Raw genomic sequence first — 17134 nt, 5'->3', positions numbered from 1 at the left:
AAAAATCTATAAGGTATGTATTAGGTATAAGTACCACCTATTTATTTCTTTTTTGTATTTTCTTTTTGATACTCTCAGCAATTAATAATGCTTTACCAGCAATTAGCATAAAGACATGTATTACTATCGATATAAATAAATACCCTGAGAATTCAACCTGTCTCAGAAACTTATATTTAATATTTTGTTTTATTTCAAGATGCCCGGATTTTATATCAGTAAAATCTATAGCATCGATTTCAGCCTCAGATACTGACTCTGCCATATAATAAAGGTTTCTACTTCTACATCCTCTATAAAAGGCACTAGTAACTTTAGCTGGACTCAAAATAAAGCCCGTTGATAGTGCGAAAAGATTCATTACAGAAACAATAGGCTTCCGGCAGCTTCTCGATCCCAATTCCCATGCACTAACTTCGCTTTCTCCGATTCTATCTATACCATATTCTGTTATAATATGATGTATATCGTGGAATTTTAAATACTTCCGTCTTGCATTTATATTTGGAACAGGCGCCAAAATACAACCTATATAAACTCTCACACAATGGGATGAAAAGTCTTTAGACAGATTTAGCCGGTTGAACTTATAAAACCCGATAAGGGCTTCCTTAACGGATAAAGGAAAAATATCATCTGGTGGATTATTCATTATTGTATTTATGTTTATATCTGATGATGATTAAGTTTAGGTATTATTTTTTCAATAAACCTAAAATTAATAAAAATAAACATCCAAAGTAATTTGAAAATCTAATTAAATTTATTCTTAAACCAGTTTAAGAATTTTATAGTACACAAAACTGAACTTTGCTATATCGTAAAAACAAGAAAAGAAAACTATGAAAAATCAGTTTCAGCAATTATTTCTAAGAATAGCTATATCCATAACAATGCTTTCTGCAGTAGCAGATAGATTCGGTTTTTGGGGAGAAAACTCTTCATGGGGAAACTGGAAAAATTTTGAAATTTACACCAGAAAACTCACGTTCTTCCTTCCGGAGATATTAAGTATTTTCTCAGCCTATGTAGCCACATCTTTTGAAATATTACTTCCCATTATGCTTATTCTAGGATACAAAACAAAGATCGCCGCTTTCGGATCCGGAATATTGTTATTTATTTTTGCTGCATCTATGACAGTCGCATTAGGAGCAAAAGCACCGCTAGATTATTCGGTATGGGCAGGAAGTGCCGGAGCATTTCTATTGGCAGTACAACAAGAATATCAGTATAGCATAGACTATATGATTAGAAAAAAATAATCCTAATTAGATTAACAAAAAAAGTCTTCCGAAATCGGAAGACTTTTTATTATTTATAAGAAAGTATTATTATGCTTTTTCAGCTACACCTTCTCCAACTAATACTCTCCATCCGAAAGGATCTTCAAGTAAGTTAGACTGAATTCCTACTAATTCATTTTTAAGGCTTGCAGCATAGCTTTCCTCTTCAGAAAGCACAGGCAACATTAACTTTTCACCATGGTAACCAATAGCTTCAAACTGGCTGGTTACTACAGCAGTACCTACACCCCATATTTCTTTTAAAGTACCCTCTTTGTGAGCATTGATTACAAAGTCTACAGGTACTTTATCTACAACTACTTCAATTCCTCTTTTCTTGGCCAATTGAATAAAACTGTCACGTGTTACACCATCCAGAATTCTTTCTGATGTAGGTGGTGTATAGATTGTATCTCCTACACGTACAAAAACATTCATAGTACCACTTTCTTCAAAATAACTGTGTGTAGCATCATCTGTCCAGATAATCTGTTCATATCCTTGCTCATTAGCCAGATCTGTAGGATAAAAAGCACCTGCATAGTTACCTGCAGCCTTAGCAGATCCTACTCCACCATTAGCAGCTCTTGAATAGAAATCTGAAATCAATACAGAAACCGGAGCTGTATAATAAGCTTTAGCTGGTGTTGCTATAATTGCGAACATATATTTTTCAGACTTACGTGCCTTTAACGCCTCTTCTGTAGCGAAAATAAGCGGTCTGATGTATAATGAAAATCCATCTCCCTGAGGAATCCACTCTCTGTCAATATCCATAAGAGCTTCAAGCCCTTTAAGGAACATCTCCTCAGTTACTTCTGGCATTGCTAAACGCTTAGCAGATTTGTTAATTCTTTCAAAGTTCTTCTCCGGGCGGAAAAGGAAAACATCTCCGTCTTTGTCCTTGTAGGCTTTCATTCCTTCAAAGCAAGCCTGTCCATAGTTTACCCCCATCATAGCTGGAGTAAAAGGAAACGGACCATAAGGCATAACTCTTACATCTCCCCATTTTCCATCCTCGTATTCACATACAACCATATGGTCTGTGAAAGTTGTTCCGAATGAAAAATTGTCTTTATCGAAAGTATCGATTCTTGATGCTGAAGTTTTCTGAATTATCATTTTTAATTTTTTAAAGATTATTATTACAAATATAACAATTTTTTCAAATAGCCAAAATTTAATTATCTTTGGTAAAAAATATTCATGCTCAGAAGTCTAAAAACCACGCAGGACGGAAGTAAAACACTACATGTAAGCAGCTTAGACGAAACTTACCACTCTCATCACGGCGCATTACAGGAAGCCAAACATGTGTTTATTAAAAACGGAATAAACAGATTAAAAAAATATGAAATTAATATTCTAGAGCTTGGTTTTGGAACAGGACTTAACGTTTTGGTAACATTAGATGAATATTTAAAAACTGACATTTGTCATAAAATTAATTACTATTCTTTAGAAAAATATCCCCTGAAATTAGAAGAAGCTACCAGTCTGGAGTATGATAAATTCTTTGAAAATGAATTTGTAAAGAATGCTTTTACTAAAATTCACAGCACAGATTGGGGGAAATCAGAAAATATTGAAAAAGATTTCTTTCTTCAGAAAATCGAAGAAGACTTCTATAATATCAAGGATATTGAAATGCCATCAATAGACTTAGTATACTTCGATTGCTTCGGTGCACGTGTACAACCTGATCTTTGGGAAGAACCTTTGGTAAAAATGGTTGCTGAAAAAATGGCACCGGGGAGCTTATTCACTACCTATTCTTCCAAAGGAAGTCTACAACGTATCCTAAAAGGGCTTAACTTTGAAGTTGAAAAATTAGAAGGACCAAAGGGTAAACGAGAAATGATTAACGCATGGAAAAAATAGATAAATTCAACATTCGGGTATATGCTTTATGTATAGAAGATCAGAAAATATTAACGCTTTTCGAAAGTTATGCCGGTGAGAAACTGGTAAAGCTACCCGGAGGAGGATTGGAATTCGGGGAAGGAGTTACCGATTGTCTTCACCGTGAATTTATGGAGGAGCTCAATGTAAAAATAGAGATTCTGGAGCATTTTTATACCCAGGAAGGCTTTATGCAATCCAGATTCAGAAGCAATGAGCAACTTCTCACTGTGTACTACCTTGTAAAAATTACGGATCCGCAAAATTTCAGAATTATAGATACCGAAATAGAAAAAGCCGAATGGTTACCCATTTCGGCTTCTAATCCTTTTCCGCTTCCCATAGACCATTTGGTTTTTGAAAAGCTTCAGACAAAATTTTTAAAATAAGTCATTCAGTAATTTCGCAAGTCTAAGACCTCCGTTTACCAGCTGCTGTTCTAAAAGTCCATTATATTTATAACCATATCCGTAGCTAAGATTAGATCCGGATGGTGTATTTGCGTAGATATTATTGGCCAATTTATGTGTTTCATAAATCCAATCTGCTACAGTTCCGCTTTGTACTTTCTTTACTTCATCTTTAGTTTTAATATCTATAAGTTTAGCAAATTCAGTATAGCTGTATTTCTGTGAATCGATCAAATCACTATCCCATACACTGTGAAGATTGGTCTTTTTACCAAAGTATGTAACATCAATCTTGTTACCTCCAAGATCTCCCGCTCTACCAGTGTGCATTGGTTGTGCCATATCACCAACAATATGGATAAGGAACATTAAGGCAATCTTTCTGTCTTTATCAGATGTATTTTTATTTTTAATCTGCTCAGAAAGTGTTTTAATCTGAGTATACATTGTAGGTCCCGCCTGTGCTTCAAGGTTCTCCTTAAAGGCTTTAAAGTCTGGCTGAGGATCGATATTTACATAATGCCATGTAGATGTAGATTTCCACACTCCTGTTGTATCAGATTTGATAAAATCCGGCCAGTTTGCCCAATAAGCTAATCTTTCTTTTCCAAAGATATGCTTAAGGTGTCTTCTAGCTTTACCATTAAGATGATTCTCCGCAATCTCTGCAATAATACGGTGCCCTGTAAGCCCCCATGCAAATGCCTGCATTGAGCTTAGTGCAAATGCACAAAAAAGCAACCTTGTTAAAATTCGTTTCATACAATTATCTATAATTATTTATGCTGGCAAAGATATAAAAGAAAAGCCTTTCAAAAATGAAAGGCTTTTATAAGTTTAGTCAACCGACTTCTTTACTTTAAAATCTTTATAACCGGGATAAGGAGTCAGATATCCGTAATTCCAGTTGGATTGTAACAGAGATTCAATAAATTCATCATCCCTGTTCAAATAAGGATTGTATTCTTTTTTTAACTCAATATCTGCAGCTTTACCTTTTAGATTCCACCAGAAAGCACTCCATCCACCTCTTAAATCCCTGATAATTGTAAATACCGTTTTACCTGTTGCTCTGTTCATCAACTTGGCAAAAACCTGACCTTCAGTTGTGGTAAGGTCTCTTAACTTTGCTTCATAACGGTCTGCTAATTCATTTTGTCTTTTTCTGGCATAAGACCTTCTGTCATCTTCATTTACTTTTTCTAGATCTGTTTGGAGACTTCTATATTGCTCCAAAGCATTTACAAATAAAGGGTAAACTCTGAAAAGCTTTTTATTTAGAAAATCGAAATAATTTCTATCTAACTGATTATTGAAATGAGGCTTGTTAAGTAGCTTTATCTCATCCATTTCGATGAGCTTATCTCCATTATCTTCTGTATATATTTTTGCTTGTAATTTATCGTCCCAATAGTATTTGCGGCCGTCTTTATCAACCTGCATCTTGACGTTTTTCTCATCTTTCAATTCACCTATAGTTGCTATAGTGTCAACTTTCTGACTATATGCCAAAATTGCCATAAAGAAACAAATCAGACTAAAAATTCTATATTTTTTCATAATTTTACGAGTAATGACGTATAACAAAAATCATACCTTAATACATGAAATTCAATAAGACCTCTATTAAATTTTTAGAAAATTACCTAAACACTTCATCTCCAACAGGTTTTGAACACAATGGACAAAAAGCCTGGACCGAATATATTAAACCCTATGTAGACAAAATTGAAGTTGATAACTACGGAACTGCATACGGAATTATAAATCCTGAAGCAGAATTCAAAGTAGTTATAGAAGCCCATGCCGATGAAATTTCCTGGTATGTTAACTACATTACCGATGATGGCTTTATCTATGTTATCCGTAACGGAGGCTCTGATCAGGTAATTGCGCCGTCCAAGGTAGTAGATATTCACGGAGAGAAAGGTGTGGTAAAAGGTGTATTCGGATGGCCGGCTATTCATACCCGTGCGAATCAGAATGAACCAACACCAAAACTGGACAATATCTTTATCGACTGTGGAGCTACTTCTAAGCAGGAAGTAGAAGACCTTGGAATCTTTGTAGGCTGTATGATTACCTATCCGGATACTTTCTTTGAGCTTAATGACAGATATTTTGTCTGCAGAGCACTGGACAACCGTATCGGTGGATTTATGATTGCAGAAGTAGCAAGACTTCTGCAGGAAAACAAAAAGAAATTGCCATTCGGATTGTACATTACCAACTCTGTACAGGAAGAAGTGGGCCTATATGGTGCAGAAATGATTGCGGATACCATAAAACCGAACATTGCTATTGTTACAGACGTAACCCATGACACGACTACTCCGATGATTGAAAAGAAAAAAGAAGGTGACCAAAAGTGTGGTAACGGACCTGTCGTTTTCTTTGCTCCAAGTGTACATCACACTATCCGGGAATTAATTATCGATACGGCTAAAAAGAAAAAAATACCTTTCCAGAGAGCTGCGGCCAGCCGTGCAACAGGTACAGATACAGATGCTTTTGCTCATTCTAATGGTGGTGTTCCTTCTGCATTAATTTCATTACCTTTACGATACATGCATACCACTGTAGAAATGGTAAGTAAAGAAGATGTTGGGAATGTGATTCAGATTATTTATGAAACATTACTGAAGATAAAACCTGACATGAACCTTAAGTATTACTAAATCAACCCTAAAAATAAATCTAATAATGATTAATAAAACTGTTAAAAATGTACAGGAGGCCTGCGACGGGATCCAGGATGGCATGACGATTATGCTTGGAGGTTTCGGTCTTTGCGGAATTCCTGAAAATTGTATTGCAGAATTGGTAAAAAAGGAAGTGAAAGACCTTACCTGTATTTCTAACAATGCTGGTGTCGATGATTTTGGACTTGGCTTACTTCTTCATAAAAGACAAATCAAGAAGATGATATCTTCTTATGTAGGTGAAAATGCAGAATTTGAACGTCAGCTTCTTAGTGGTGAACTTGAAGTAGAACTGATCCCACAGGGTACATTAGCTACACGTTGTATGGCTGCAGGCTACGGAATGCCAGCCGTCTATACCCCTGCAGGTGTAGGTACTGAGGTTGCTGAAGGTAAAGAAGTGCGTAACTTTGATGGTAAAGATTATTTACTGGAATATGCTTTCGATGCGGATTTTGCAATTGTAAAAGCTTGGAAAGGCGATACTGCCGGAAATCTTATTTTCCGTTCTACTTCCAGAAACTTTAATCCGGTAATGGCTATGGCAGGTAAGATAACTATTGCTGAAGTTGAAGAATTGGTTGAAGTGGGAGAACTTAACCCCGATGAAATTCATACTCCCGGAATTTATGTTCACAGAATATTCCAGGGGGATCATTATGAAAAAAGAATTGAACAGAGAACGGTAAGATCTAAAAACTAAAGCAATGGCACTGAATAAAGAACAAATTGCACAACGTATTGCAAAAGAAATAAAAAATAACAGTTATGTTAATCTGGGTATTGGTATTCCTACATTGGTTGCCAATTATATTCCAGAAGGTGTAAATGTTGTATTACAATCTGAGAATGGTTTATTAGGTATGGGGCCTTTCCCTTTTGAAGGAGAAGAAGATCCGGATCTTATTAACGCTGGTAAGCAAACCATCACTACCCTTCCCGGGTCTGCTGTTTTTGACTCGGCATTGAGTTTCGGAATGATCAGAGCACAAAAAGTAGATCTGACAATTCTTGGTGCTATGGAGGTATCAGAGAACGGAGATATCGCCAACTGGAAAATTCCAGGTAAGATGGTAAAAGGTATGGGTGGCGCTATGGACCTTGTAGCCTCTGCAAAAAATATTATTGTAGCAATGCAACAGGTAAACAAAAATGGTGAAAGCAAATTATTACCAGAATGTACTTTACCATTAACCGGAGTAAAATGTATTAAGAAGATTGTTACTGAGCTTGGTGTTTACGAAGTACTGCCTGAGGGTGGATTCAAAATTTTGGAAAGAGCTCCGGGAGTAAGTATGGAAGAAATAAAGGCAGCCACTGCCGGAAAACTTTATGCGGATGAGAATGTCCCGGAAATGGTTTTCTAAATAAAAATTAAAGTCAGCTTTTAGCTGGCTTTTTTCTTTTGCTTTGCTTTCCTTTTCCTAACAAATCAGCCGGAGTTGATTTAAAAATAAATATAAAGTAACCATAAATACTAAATACCAGTATAATAACAAAAAACAGGCAAATAAAGAAACCGCCCCAGCTAAGGTCTGATTCACCTGTCAGTTTCCCCAGCATGGCTTTTGTCATCAGTAATGCCATAAAAATCATCATCCCAGGAATAACAAGGTATCCAAAGATTACTGTTGCAAATAATACTGCTTTATCTTTCAGGTACTGATTTCGCAGACCATATCCAAGAATAAAGAGCAAACCGGAATAAAAGACTGCCATGAATACTAATTCTCCAAAATAGATGATATATCGCTTTGGATTGAAGGCATAAGCATAATTCATTCCTTCTTTATAACCAACTTTCACAGAGACTCCTTCAGAAAACCGTTCTTCAGAAGCCATATTTAGCGGAATATTGATAATATGGTTATCCTTATTTGCAAAACCTACTAAAGGTCTGTATTCGGAAACACCCATATCTTTCTTACGGACTCCTACTCTGTATGAAGGATTGACAACCGTTGCGGTGTATTTTGGAAGACTAAACTCATAACTTATCTGCTTTACAACTGCTCCTGTCAGAATAACAGTAAATAAAATTACAATGTAGCTGACTGCAGATGCATAAGACAACGAAAAAAAATAATTAAGTCTGGTTACCTCTTTCTGAGATTGCCTTAAAAAATTATGGGCCAGTCCAATAGAAACCAACCCTGTAATAAGGTAGAACCACCAGGAAAGTTCAATAGTTTCCAGCTGCATGCTAAAACCCTTAACGGCCTTTTCCTGATAGTAAAAATCCATTTAGTCTATGCTAAAATATCTTTGTATTCATCGGAACTATGCAGAACTCTGTTTGCATATGGACACAATGGTATTATTTTAATATTATTCTCACGTGCATAATCTACACCCGCATTCACCAACTGCTTTCCTATTCCCCTTCCTCCGAAGGCTTCGTCAACTTCAGTATGATCAATAATAATTTTATCTTCTCCAGCTACCGAGTATGTCATTAACCCAACAACTCTATCGTATTCAATAGCTTCGAATACTCCTTTTGAACCTTCTCTTTTGTGTTTTATTTCCATTTTATAATCAATTTAAATGTTATTGCTTTATTTTAATGAAAGCATCTACTCTCTCGTAAATATCGTTCTTTTTCTTTTTTATCAGATATCAAAATACCTGAAAGATGGTCTATTTCATGCTGAAAAATAACTGCAGTAAAGCCTTCCACTATTTCGGTATGCTTTTTACCTTTCAGATCTAAGTATTCTAACTGTATAACTTTACTTCTGTAGAATTGATTTCTAAAATCGGTAATTGACAAATCCCCTTCAGGTCCAAGGTTTTGCAATTGTGATTTCCACAGAATTACTGGGTTCAGAAAATATTCCAGCGGCTTCCCTTCTTTATCGAAACGCTGAACCCAAATTATTCTTCGGTTAATTCCTACCTGAGGAGCAGCAATACCAACTCCGCTGCCGGTTGAAAGCAGAGACAGCTTCATTCGTTCAACCAGAATAGCTGTATTGGGATCTTTTGGATCAATATCTACGGACATACCAAGCAGTGTTTTACTCTGTTCAGGTTCACTTACATTATAAACAGGTAATGCAGAATGAATATCTCCCTGTTTTATGATAGAGATTTCATTTGAAGTTAGTTTCTGAGCACTAAGCAAACCTGCACATACAACTAACAGAAGTGTTATTTTTTTCATTTTTGTGATACTAAATATTAATTGTAAGCTCCTAATTATCCGGGAAGAAAGTTCTTTTTGGCCAGTTCTCTGCGGACACGACTAAGGCTTTCCGGGGTTATTCCCAGATATGAAGCGATCATCCACTGAGGGACCCTCATCATAAGATTCGGATACGTAGTAATAAAGTCCAGATATCGCTCTTCTGCAGTAGCACCTAATAACTGTGATACTCTTTTCTGAAGCTGACGGATATGACGGTGCAGTAAAAATTCAGATTTTTCAATAGCATCTTTGTACTCCTTGCTCAGATTAATAAAAAATTCCGGCTCCAGGATTACAACAACAGTATCTTCCACAGCCTCTATTGTAAAGTCTGTAGCAAGACCGAAATAAGAGCTATTTCTGTCCCCTAACAGCCAGTTTTCCGGTGCAAAGTACAATACATGCTCTTTTCCGTTTTTATCTGTGAAAAACTGACGGAGAAGTCCCTGCTCTACAAAATAAAGTTCTTTATTAATTTCACCTGCTCTTACAAGTACTCTTCCTTTTGGAACTGTTTTTAGCTTTATGAGATTCTCGCAAACCGAAACCTGCTGATCCTGAATACCAAAAAGCTGTTGAATATATTTTGAGAAATTTTCTGTTATCATTCTTCTAAGGTAGTAATTCCAGGTTTATATTTTCGTGTGAAGCCTTGTAAATGGCAACTCCATTTTCTAACACAATAATCTGTGGACTTTCATGTCTTATCATAAATTGTTCGGCAATCTGATTGGAAATAGGTCTGAAACGCAACAAATCCAGATAATAGAATTTGTATCCTTCCGGAGCATGTTTATTAAGATCTGTTTCAAAATTTCTCAGAACCATTTTACTGATAAAGCAGCTCGTAGAGTGTTTAAAAATAGCCACTTTAGTATGCTTAGATTCCTCAATAACCTTATCAAAATCCTCAGCTGACTCTATAGTAAGCCACGGACTGTTCTTCAACTCCTCTTTGCTCTTAAATAAATCAAATATTCCCATTTTACTTTTGTAGTGTTAATTGTATATGTCCTAAATGATGGTTACAGTGCCAATCATAAGTAGCCAGTGCTGTATAGAGCGAAATTTCATTATTATGCTCAGGGTGCACAAATATTCTGTGATAATCCTCGGAAGTCATACTTTCCAACAAAACCGTCCAACGATGATGCAAACCTTCCAGTATAGATAATGATGAATCTATAGCCAGGTGCTTTGTATCATCTAATTCTGCCCACAAATTTTCCATATAGGGTTTTATAACCGGTTTATCTTCGGTAAGCGCCAGCTTGAACCTTGTAAAGGAATTTATATGAGAATCTGCACAATGGTGTACTACTTGTCGTACAGTCCAGCCATTTTCTCTATATGGAGTATCCAATTCTTCATCGGACATATTTTGTGTTAGTTCTTTTACTTTCTTAGGAAATTCCTTTATAACTGTAATCCAGTCCTTTATTTTACCTTCATCAAATTCCACAGGTTTCTGAAATCTTCCGATGGGATATTTTTTCTGCTCTAAATCCATGCAATTCGTTTATCTATCAAATTTACCATAAATTTGTTAATTAAATCATCAAAATGAAAAAAGCATTAATTATAGTAGATGTACAAAATGATTTCTGTGAAGGGGGCTCTTTAGCTGTACCTGGAGCGAGCGAAATTATTCCGTACATCAACGGCCTTATGGACAGCGATCAGTACGACCAAATTGTATTAACACAAGACTTTCATCCAGCCAATCATAAAAGCTTTGCTTCTAACAACAGCAGAAATGTAGGCGAAACAATTATATTGAACGGTATTCCTCAGTTTATGTGGCCTGACCATTGTGTACAGGGAACTCCTGGTGTGGAATTTCACCCTGCATTAAATCGTGACAAAGCAACACATATTATCCAGAAGGGTAAGAACCCTGAAATTGATAGTTATAGCGCATTTCAGGACAACAATCACTTTATGAAAACAGGGCTTTCTGATTTTCTAAAATACCATGATATTGAATTGGTTGAGATAGCAGGGCTTGCATTAGATTATTGTGTAAGAGCTACTTGTCTGGATGCTGTAAAAGAAGGTTTCATTACCTGTCTTCATTTCAATGGTACCCGTGCAGTAAATGTAAAACCAGACAGCGGAAAAGATACTATTTACGAACTAATCGAAAATAAAGTAAGTGTTTTGGCATAACTAAAACCATTTAAAGATTAGAAAAATCTAATGATAAAGGCAGTTTCTTTTAAAATAGAAGCTGCCTTTTTTATATACCTTTGCCAAGTTTAATCAATATAAAAACTATGAAGAAACTTTTACTATTTATTCCTCTGATTTCTGTATCCTTATTACAAGCACAAAAAATTGAAATTTCAGCAGCATACGGGACGCCTTCTATCTTTGGAGTTAGCAGCTCGCTTTACGATTTTGTAGGAAATGCCATTACGGGGAATTTAGAAGAAACATCTAATAGCAATGGTGTTCTAAGCCTTAATGTTATGATGTACAATCGTGATATGAAATGGCGCTATGGCCTGGAATTCAACCTGGAATCTTTCGACGAAAAAGGAACTGGCTTTACAAGTCAATCACTTGTTTCGGTTCAGCCAAGAGTTGATTATTTTTGGTCAGGGGCAGATAGAAAATTAAGGCTCTATTCCGGAGTGTCTGCAGGAGTTTTATTTAAAAATGCAAAATATATTGACAAAACTTCTAAAGCTGAAGAGAAAGATAATCTTACAACTTTTGGTTTCAACATCATGCCTATAGGCCTTAGGTACGGAAAAGATTTTGGTGTTTTCATAGAACCTAATATTGGAACAAGAGGTTTTGTGAATGCAGGTGTCTCCTATATTTTCTAAAAAGTATTGGTATCTTATCTTTTTTAAAATACAAACATCACAGGTTTCTGAAACCTGTGATGTTTTTTATTGGGTTTTACACATCATTTTGATAATCTAATTTACCGTTATAGGAATTTCCACAGGTGTAACATTATTATTAAAAATATCTGTCAGCGTAAGCTTTACAGTATAATTACCTTTTGCTAAAGTTGTAGTGATAGACTCTGTACGTTGTTCAGGTTTTATTTTCTGAATAGTTTGTACAACCCCTCCGCTACTGTTTATCACTTGTATATTATAAGATAATTGCGGTGCTTTGGTATCATTAATAGCCCATGAAACTGTAACTTTATTGCTTCCATACTGTGCCGTTGCAGAAGTTCTTTCCAGATTCTGAATTACCGGAGCTGCTCCCTGATTAGTCTGAGTCGGCAATTGTAAGGTTCTGCCCGTTCCAAATGCAGCATCAGGGACTGTAGTACCACCGTGAACCATAAAGTAAGCATCTTCACCTGCATCATATCCCGAATTGAATGCGCGATCAAAATATCCATTTCTACCCTGATCTCCACTATTAGCACTAAAATTTCTGCTTGTTGATTTTTGCCATGCGTTGCCAGCATCTAAACTCCAGGCATCTTTAAGGTAAGCCTTACGCACAAATCTACCATCATATTTTGGATTATCTCCTACCCAGTTTTCAAGAAATGTATCGATATAAGTTCCAAGATTTCCTGTTGATTCATCTCTGTAGATGGTTGAAGTCAGGAACCATTTTCCAGTTGCCAGATCCTGTATAAAATTGGCAATATAGATTTTCCCGTTTTCTTTCCAGGAGCGCAATACTATATTATACCAGTTGTTTAGCTTCCATTGATATGGATTAATTGTTTTCTGCCCATCTCCTTCTCCTCCAAATCTGCTGGCTACGGTTTTTGACCCAAGATAACTATAACCGGCAAAACTACCACCGGCAGTATTTTTATCCCATAAAGAAGCGATCAGGATATTAGGTGTTCCAAAGCTTTTATCGGGAGTCTGCTGCAATCCTGCATAACCACCACTATAATTAATCACAGAGAAATATTCTGTCAATGCAGATCTCGTAATCTTAACCTTATTCATTTGCAAAACAGCATCCGCGGGAAAGTAATAAGTTAAATGTTGGGAAGGAGCTGCATTGCTCCCTGTAAGTTTAATGTTCGGCAAATCTTGCTCCGTGAGATTTGTAATAATACCTTTTACCGAATTTTCTGCGGTGGTGTTTTGAGCTGAATTTTCTGATAGTGAATCTCTGTTACACGAAGACAGAAGCATAATCACCGCTAAGGATGATAATGAAATTGATTTTTTCATAATAAATTAGTTTTTAAAATTATACGATTTGGTAATCAGATAAAGTTAAAAATAAAATATCAGAAAATTGATAATGCAAAAAAAAAAGAGTTTCATAAAGAAACTCTTATATTATTGATTAAAGCATTTTTAGATTATTAACCTCCTGTTCTGTCAGGATTCTCCAATGCCCTCTTTTTACATTCTTCTTAGTAAGACCTGCAAACATTACTCTGTCTAAGCTTTCAACTTCGTAGCCCAATCTTTGGAAGATACGACGTACAACTCTGTTCCATCCGATGTGGATTTCGATACCAACTTCAGTTTTAGGTTTTCCTTCGATAAAAGAAATATTATCTACCTCTGCAACACCTTCCTCAAGACGAATACCTTCACGAATTGCCTGAAGATCCTCGATAGAGAGTTTTCTGTCCAATACAACATGATATATCTTTTTCATCCCGAATGATGGGTGTGTAAGTTTTTTAGTCATGTGTCCATCATTGGTTAACAAGATAACACCAGTCGTTTGTCTGTCTAAACGCCCCACAGGGAAAAGCCTGTATGGAGATGCATTTGCAACCAGATCCATTACTGTTTTACGCGCTTTCTCATCTTTCGTTGTAGAAAGATAACCTTTTGGCTTATTTAGTAATACGTATACTGGTTTTTCCGGAGTAATACCTTGTCCATCGAAAACAACTCTGTCTGTTTTCTGAACCTGGTAACCCATTTCAGTAACTACTTTACCATTTACTTCTACCAAACCTTGTGTAATAAGATCATCTGCTTCACGACGGCTGCAAATTCCTGAATTTGCAATATATTTATTAAGACGTATGGTTTCTTTTTCAGGCTTATTGGCTAGCTTATCAAACTTTCTCTTCAGGATATAACCTTTGATTTTCTCATCATGTTCAGCTTTTCTGTCAAAAGGTCTTTTGAATGATTTAGGCCCGCCAAATTTGCGATCACCTTTTTCGTATTTATCTCTGGAATCGAAAGTTTTACCACCACCTCTCTTTGAGTCGGATGCAGAGCGGGAAGTTTTGTCAAAAGAAGTTTTTCTCTCTCCTGGTTTTCCGTTTTTCTGTCTGTCTGAAAAATTTTTACGTTCTCTGCTCATTTCTATATTCTATATTTTCGGCAAAGTTACGAAAAATAAAAGCTAGTAATGAAGATAGGTAAGAATTCCGTCAGATAACATGCATAAAATCCCAATAAACACCCACAGACGTAACAGATTTAGGGCCGAAAAACTATGAAATTTGGTTCTGTTGAGTAACAAATACACCACAATTACCTGAATAAACATACCTACACAGAAATAATAGGACATCAGATAGTGTACGGCATTTCCTCTGATAATAAGTGCTGACACAATAATATTGAGTATAAGCAATACAATTGCAACAATTTTGGCTGTCTTTATACCAAACTTGTTGGCAATTGTGTCGTATCCAAAAATACGATCGGCATTACTGGTTAGAAGGTCTTTAACAATATCTATAGTAAGCAGTATCAGGAACAGGAATACCGACATCATCATCAGGTGGGGTGAATAAGTCTGATAATAAATAAGCATTCCAAAGAAAGGGTAAAGACTGAGTCCAACAAACGTAAGATTATTTACAATAAGAATTTTACTTAGTTTATGGCTATAAAACCACATCAGAAACTGATAAATAAGAAAGAAAATAAATACTCTTTCGGAAATAAGTGCTGCAACCCCTAAGGAGAGTACATTTAGTGTAAGATAAACATACAAATAATACTTCTGCCCAAGGAAGCTTTGTAGTTTGCTACGGAAAGGTTTGGTTATTTTATCTTTTTCGCGGTCATAAAACTGGTTAATAATACCTCCAGCCATTATACTGAGGAAACTACAAAATATAATTCCGTGTACTTTATAATCAAAAACAAAACTCTTCAGGCTTTCTTCCTGATTAAATAAAAAGAATGTTGAAACGTATAATGCGAAAATCAGCAGAAATGTGACAAAAGCTCTTGCCCCCAGCAAAAATCCTATAAATACAGATAATCTGGAGAGCAAACGATTCTTCACACTTGTTGAAATTTTAAAATTTAATTATTAGAAACGATAGATAACTTCCTTCTGGAAACCTTCTAACATTTTGTCGGCTTTTTCATAATCCTTGGTAAAACCAAGAATATAACCTCCTCCTCCGCTACCGCAAAGTTTCAGGTAGTATGCATTGGTATCCAGACCTCTTTTCCATGCATTGAAAATATTTTCCGGAATCATTGGTCTGAAATGCTCATATGCCCAGTGTGATAGTTTTTTTAGGTTTCTGAAGAAAGGATTCATATCTTTTTTCAAAAACGCATCAATACAGGCATTATTGTATCGGATAAATTCGTCTTTTAATGTTTTGCGGAAACCTTCATTCTTCAGTTTCTCGAAAAAAATCTGAATCATTGGTCCGGTTTCTCCTATCTGTCCGGAATCTATTAAGAAAACAGCTCCTTTGCCATGCTCACCCTCAGGTAACGCAACTCTGTCCAGGTTCTCTTTGTTTTCAATAAGGATAGGCAGATTCATATAGCAAATTAACGGATCCATACCAGAACTTTTACCATGGAAATAACTTTCCATTTCTCCGAAAACAGCTTTAAGGTGTTTTAGATTATCTTTTGATATATTTTCCGGATTATGTTTGTTAACTGAATAACGTTCAAAAATAGCAGCTACTAAAGCTCCTGAACTTCCTACTCCATAGCCTTGCGGAATATTAGAGTCGAAGAAAAGACCATTAGAAATATCCTTTTTAAAGCTTTCAATATCTAGTCTGAAATCATCAGAAAGGTTTAGATCTGAAAGAAAGTCTGAATATTTTTGCAAATGTTCGTTAGAATTGATCTCGAATTCAGAATCTGAGTCAGTTTCTGAAAACTTTAAAGTTCCTTTATAGAAACTATAAGGCACAACGAGTCCCTGAGAATCTTCAATCATTCCGTATTCTCCGAACAAAATTATTTTTGCATAAAATAAAGGATTCGCCATGTGTATTTTATATGCTACAAAATTACAAAATTTCTATTTTCCGAATGTTATTTTTATTAAAAATATATTCAATAACATTATTAAGGATCTATAAATTCGGGTAGCATTAAGCAAATTTCCGGCCAGAAAATCTTATTTAGCTTCCCAATATAGGATTCTTTTCTAATTTCAATTCAGATTAAAGCCTTTATATTCTTATTATAAAGGGAACAATGGGCTATAAATTATAAAGTTTATTAAAATTATTCAATAGAAAGTGATTTTTCATAAATTTGGGATGTAGTAATATTATTAATACAGCCTATCCATCCAATAACCATAGAATTTGAAAGCAATTTTCCATCATTTTATTTTCAGAATTAGTCAGTGCTTTCGAATTTTCAGCTTTCAGGGTAAGATTGCTTTACCATTTTTAATTATTGCAGGAGTTTTAATCATGCTTAAACTTCCTGACAATCGAATATATCC

General features: G+C 35.5%; 22 protein-coding genes. 8 read left to right on the top strand and 14 right to left on the bottom strand.

Going from position 1 to position 17134, the window contains the following annotated elements; all coding sequences use genetic code 11:
- Nucleotides 1-37: 37 nt before the first annotated feature.
- The gene (locus C8J95_RS04430) at nt 38-652 is read right to left on the bottom strand and encodes a hypothetical protein (protein ID WP_107808920.1); all 615 of its coding nucleotides are present in this window, start codon (nt 650-652) and stop codon (nt 38-40) included.
- 190 nt (nt 653-842) lie between these two features.
- Here C8J95_RS04430 and C8J95_RS04425 point away from each other — a divergent pair, with 190 nt between their 5' ends.
- Nucleotides 843-1265, top strand: coding sequence for a DoxX family membrane protein (locus C8J95_RS04425; protein WP_107808919.1), 423 nt, complete (start codon nt 843-845; stop codon nt 1263-1265).
- 69 nt (nt 1266-1334) lie between these two features.
- Here the strand turns inward: C8J95_RS04425 and C8J95_RS04420 are convergent, their stop codons facing one another.
- Nucleotides 1335-2408: a branched-chain amino acid aminotransferase gene (locus C8J95_RS04420; protein WP_059324325.1), complete on the bottom strand. Its 1074-nt coding sequence runs from the start codon at nt 2406-2408 to the stop codon at nt 1335-1337.
- Nucleotides 2409-2492: 84 nt separating this feature from the next.
- Between C8J95_RS04420 and mnmD the strand changes: the two genes are divergently transcribed.
- Nucleotides 2493-3167, top strand: coding sequence for a tRNA (5-methylaminomethyl-2-thiouridine)(34)-methyltransferase MnmD (gene mnmD, locus C8J95_RS04415; RefSeq protein WP_107808918.1), 675 nt, complete (start codon nt 2493-2495; stop codon nt 3165-3167).
- Nucleotides 3155-3577 carry an NUDIX domain-containing protein gene (locus C8J95_RS04410; protein WP_107808917.1) on the top strand — a complete coding sequence of 141 codons (423 nt, stop codon included), beginning with the start codon at nt 3155-3157 and terminating at the stop codon, nt 3575-3577. Before mnmD ends, C8J95_RS04410 begins: the two co-directional genes overlap by 13 nt.
- Here C8J95_RS04410 and C8J95_RS04405 read toward each other — a convergent pair.
- Nucleotides 3569-4360 carry a S1/P1 nuclease gene (locus tag C8J95_RS04405; protein ID WP_107808916.1) on the bottom strand — a complete coding sequence of 264 codons (792 nt, stop codon included), beginning with the start codon at nt 4358-4360 and terminating at the stop codon, nt 3569-3571. The two genes, C8J95_RS04410 and C8J95_RS04405, sit on opposite strands and share 9 nt — an antisense overlap.
- Nucleotides 4361-4435: 75 nt before the next feature.
- The gene (locus C8J95_RS04400) at nt 4436-5158 is read right to left on the bottom strand and encodes a DUF4294 domain-containing protein (RefSeq protein WP_034867279.1); all 723 of its coding nucleotides are present in this window, start codon (nt 5156-5158) and stop codon (nt 4436-4438) included.
- Between the two features lie 44 nt (nt 5159-5202).
- Here C8J95_RS04400 and C8J95_RS04395 point away from each other — a divergent pair, with 44 nt between their 5' ends.
- Genes C8J95_RS04395 through C8J95_RS04385 form a run of 3 tightly spaced genes read left to right on the top strand, consistent with a single transcriptional unit; the run spans nt 5203 to nt 7667 of the window.
- Entirely contained in the window at nt 5203-6276 is a 1074-nt protein-coding gene (locus C8J95_RS04395) for a M28 family peptidase (RefSeq protein WP_107808915.1), read from the top strand.
- Nucleotides 6277-6301: 25 nt separating this feature from the next.
- Nucleotides 6302-7003 carry a CoA transferase subunit A gene (locus tag C8J95_RS04390; protein ID WP_107808914.1) on the top strand — a complete coding sequence of 234 codons (702 nt, stop codon included), beginning with the start codon at nt 6302-6304 and terminating at the stop codon, nt 7001-7003.
- Nucleotides 7004-7007: 4 nt separating this feature from the next.
- Nucleotides 7008-7667, top strand: coding sequence for a 3-oxoacid CoA-transferase subunit B (locus C8J95_RS04385; protein WP_107808913.1), 660 nt, complete (start codon nt 7008-7010; stop codon nt 7665-7667).
- Nucleotides 7668-7680: 13 nt separating this feature from the next.
- On the opposite strand, the gene C8J95_RS04380 is transcribed toward C8J95_RS04385, so the two are convergent.
- From C8J95_RS04380 to C8J95_RS04355, 6 genes are read right to left on the bottom strand one after another with little or no spacing between them, the layout of a single operon-like run.
- Nucleotides 7681-8544 (bottom strand): hypothetical protein, encoded by an 864-nt coding sequence (locus C8J95_RS04380; protein WP_107808912.1) that lies wholly within the window; start codon nt 8542-8544, stop codon nt 7681-7683.
- Nucleotides 8545-8549: 5 nt separating this feature from the next.
- Nucleotides 8550-8831: a GNAT family N-acetyltransferase gene (locus C8J95_RS04375; RefSeq protein ID WP_034867291.1), complete on the bottom strand. Its 282-nt coding sequence runs from the start codon at nt 8829-8831 to the stop codon at nt 8550-8552.
- 32 nt (nt 8832-8863) lie between these two features.
- A complete protein-coding gene (locus tag C8J95_RS04370) occupies nt 8864-9466 on the bottom strand; it encodes a peptide deformylase (protein ID WP_255412715.1) in 603 nt (200 codons plus the stop codon).
- A gap of 35 nt (nt 9467-9501) precedes the next feature.
- Nucleotides 9502-10098: a Crp/Fnr family transcriptional regulator gene (locus C8J95_RS04365; RefSeq protein WP_078770909.1), complete on the bottom strand. Its 597-nt coding sequence runs from the start codon at nt 10096-10098 to the stop codon at nt 9502-9504.
- Between the two features lie 4 nt (nt 10099-10102).
- Complete coding sequence (gene ytxJ / locus C8J95_RS04360; RefSeq protein WP_107808911.1) at nt 10103-10474, bottom strand: bacillithiol system redox-active protein YtxJ; 372 nt, start codon at nt 10472-10474, stop codon at nt 10103-10105.
- A 1-nt stretch (nt 10475) separates the two neighbouring features.
- The gene (locus C8J95_RS04355) at nt 10476-11000 is read right to left on the bottom strand and encodes a YfiT family bacillithiol transferase (RefSeq protein ID WP_107808910.1); all 525 of its coding nucleotides are present in this window, start codon (nt 10998-11000) and stop codon (nt 10476-10478) included.
- 53 nt (nt 11001-11053) lie between these two features.
- Between C8J95_RS04355 and pncA the strand changes: the two genes are divergently transcribed.
- Complete coding sequence (gene pncA, locus C8J95_RS04350; RefSeq protein ID WP_107808909.1) at nt 11054-11659, top strand: bifunctional nicotinamidase/pyrazinamidase; 606 nt, start codon at nt 11054-11056, stop codon at nt 11657-11659.
- Nucleotides 11660-11766: 107 nt separating this feature from the next.
- Nucleotides 11767-12324, top strand: coding sequence for a hypothetical protein (locus C8J95_RS04345; RefSeq protein ID WP_107808908.1), 558 nt, complete (start codon nt 11767-11769; stop codon nt 12322-12324).
- A 96-nt stretch (nt 12325-12420) separates the two neighbouring features.
- Here C8J95_RS04345 and C8J95_RS04340 read toward each other — a convergent pair whose 3' ends face one another.
- The 4 genes from C8J95_RS04340 to C8J95_RS04325 all read right to left on the bottom strand — a co-directional run bounded on the left by C8J95_RS04340 (nt 12421) and on the right by C8J95_RS04325 (nt 16666).
- Nucleotides 12421-13662, bottom strand: coding sequence for a DUF3472 domain-containing protein (locus C8J95_RS04340; protein WP_107808907.1), 1242 nt, complete (start codon nt 13660-13662; stop codon nt 12421-12423).
- A gap of 118 nt (nt 13663-13780) precedes the next feature.
- Nucleotides 13781-14767 carry a pseudouridine synthase gene (locus tag C8J95_RS04335; RefSeq protein ID WP_034867303.1) on the bottom strand — a complete coding sequence of 329 codons (987 nt, stop codon included), beginning with the start codon at nt 14765-14767 and terminating at the stop codon, nt 13781-13783.
- Between the two features lie 42 nt (nt 14768-14809).
- On the bottom strand, nt 14810-15706 hold the full coding sequence (locus C8J95_RS04330; RefSeq protein ID WP_107808906.1) for a UbiA family prenyltransferase: 897 nt from the start codon (nt 15704-15706) through the stop codon (nt 14810-14812).
- A gap of 27 nt (nt 15707-15733) precedes the next feature.
- Nucleotides 15734-16666: a mevalonate kinase gene (locus C8J95_RS04325; RefSeq protein ID WP_107808905.1), complete on the bottom strand. Its 933-nt coding sequence runs from the start codon at nt 16664-16666 to the stop codon at nt 15734-15736.
- Between the last annotated feature and the right edge of the window lie 468 nt (nt 16667-17134).

This window comes from Elizabethkingia sp. YR214 (assembly GCF_003058195.1).
GTDB lineage: Bacteria > Bacteroidota > Bacteroidia > Flavobacteriales > Weeksellaceae > Elizabethkingia.
The sequence above is the reverse complement of the archived record's forward strand: the minus strand, read 5'-3'. Positions and strand labels throughout refer to the sequence as shown.

Coding starts and splice junctions, on each gene's coding strand:
- C8J95_RS04335 (WP_034867303.1), bottom strand. CDS start 14,767: ATGAGCAGAGAACGTAAAAATTTTTCAGACAGACAGAAAAACGGAAAA.
- C8J95_RS04355 (WP_107808910.1), bottom strand. CDS start 11,000: ATGGATTTAGAGCAGAAAAAATATCCCATCGGAAGATTTCAGAAACCT.
- C8J95_RS04380 (WP_107808912.1), bottom strand. CDS start 8,544: ATGGATTTTTACTATCAGGAAAAGGCCGTTAAGGGTTTTAGCATGCAG.
- C8J95_RS04425 (WP_107808919.1), top strand. CDS start 843: ATGAAAAATCAGTTTCAGCAATTATTTCTAAGAATAGCTATATCCATA.
- C8J95_RS04400 (WP_034867279.1), bottom strand. CDS start 5,158: ATGAAAAAATATAGAATTTTTAGTCTGATTTGTTTCTTTATGGCAATT.
- C8J95_RS04405 (WP_107808916.1), bottom strand. CDS start 4,360: ATGAAACGAATTTTAACAAGGTTGCTTTTTTGTGCATTTGCACTAAGC.
- C8J95_RS04390 (WP_107808914.1), top strand. CDS start 6,302: ATGATTAATAAAACTGTTAAAAATGTACAGGAGGCCTGCGACGGGATC.
- C8J95_RS04370 (WP_255412715.1), bottom strand. CDS start 9,466: ATGAAAAAAATAACACTTCTGTTAGTTGTATGTGCAGGTTTGCTTAGT.
- pncA (WP_107808909.1), top strand. CDS start 11,054: ATGAAAAAAGCATTAATTATAGTAGATGTACAAAATGATTTCTGTGAA.
- C8J95_RS04365 (WP_078770909.1), bottom strand. CDS start 10,098: ATGATAACAGAAAATTTCTCAAAATATATTCAACAGCTTTTTGGTATT.
- C8J95_RS04410 (WP_107808917.1), top strand. CDS start 3,155: ATGGAAAAAATAGATAAATTCAACATTCGGGTATATGCTTTATGTATA.
- C8J95_RS04325 (WP_107808905.1), bottom strand. CDS start 16,666: ATGGCGAATCCTTTATTTTATGCAAAAATAATTTTGTTCGGAGAATAC.
- C8J95_RS04345 (WP_107808908.1), top strand. CDS start 11,767: ATGAAGAAACTTTTACTATTTATTCCTCTGATTTCTGTATCCTTATTA.
- ytxJ (WP_107808911.1), bottom strand. CDS start 10,474: ATGGGAATATTTGATTTATTTAAGAGCAAAGAGGAGTTGAAGAACAGT.
- C8J95_RS04375 (WP_034867291.1), bottom strand. CDS start 8,831: ATGGAAATAAAACACAAAAGAGAAGGTTCAAAAGGAGTATTCGAAGCT.
- C8J95_RS04395 (WP_107808915.1), top strand. CDS start 5,203: ATGAAATTCAATAAGACCTCTATTAAATTTTTAGAAAATTACCTAAAC.
- C8J95_RS04340 (WP_107808907.1), bottom strand. CDS start 13,662: ATGAAAAAATCAATTTCATTATCATCCTTAGCGGTGATTATGCTTCTG.
- C8J95_RS04430 (WP_107808920.1), bottom strand. CDS start 652: ATGAATAATCCACCAGATGATATTTTTCCTTTATCCGTTAAGGAAGCC.
- C8J95_RS04420 (WP_059324325.1), bottom strand. CDS start 2,408: ATGATAATTCAGAAAACTTCAGCATCAAGAATCGATACTTTCGATAAA.
- mnmD (WP_107808918.1), top strand. CDS start 2,493: ATGCTCAGAAGTCTAAAAACCACGCAGGACGGAAGTAAAACACTACAT.
- C8J95_RS04385 (WP_107808913.1), top strand. CDS start 7,008: ATGGCACTGAATAAAGAACAAATTGCACAACGTATTGCAAAAGAAATA.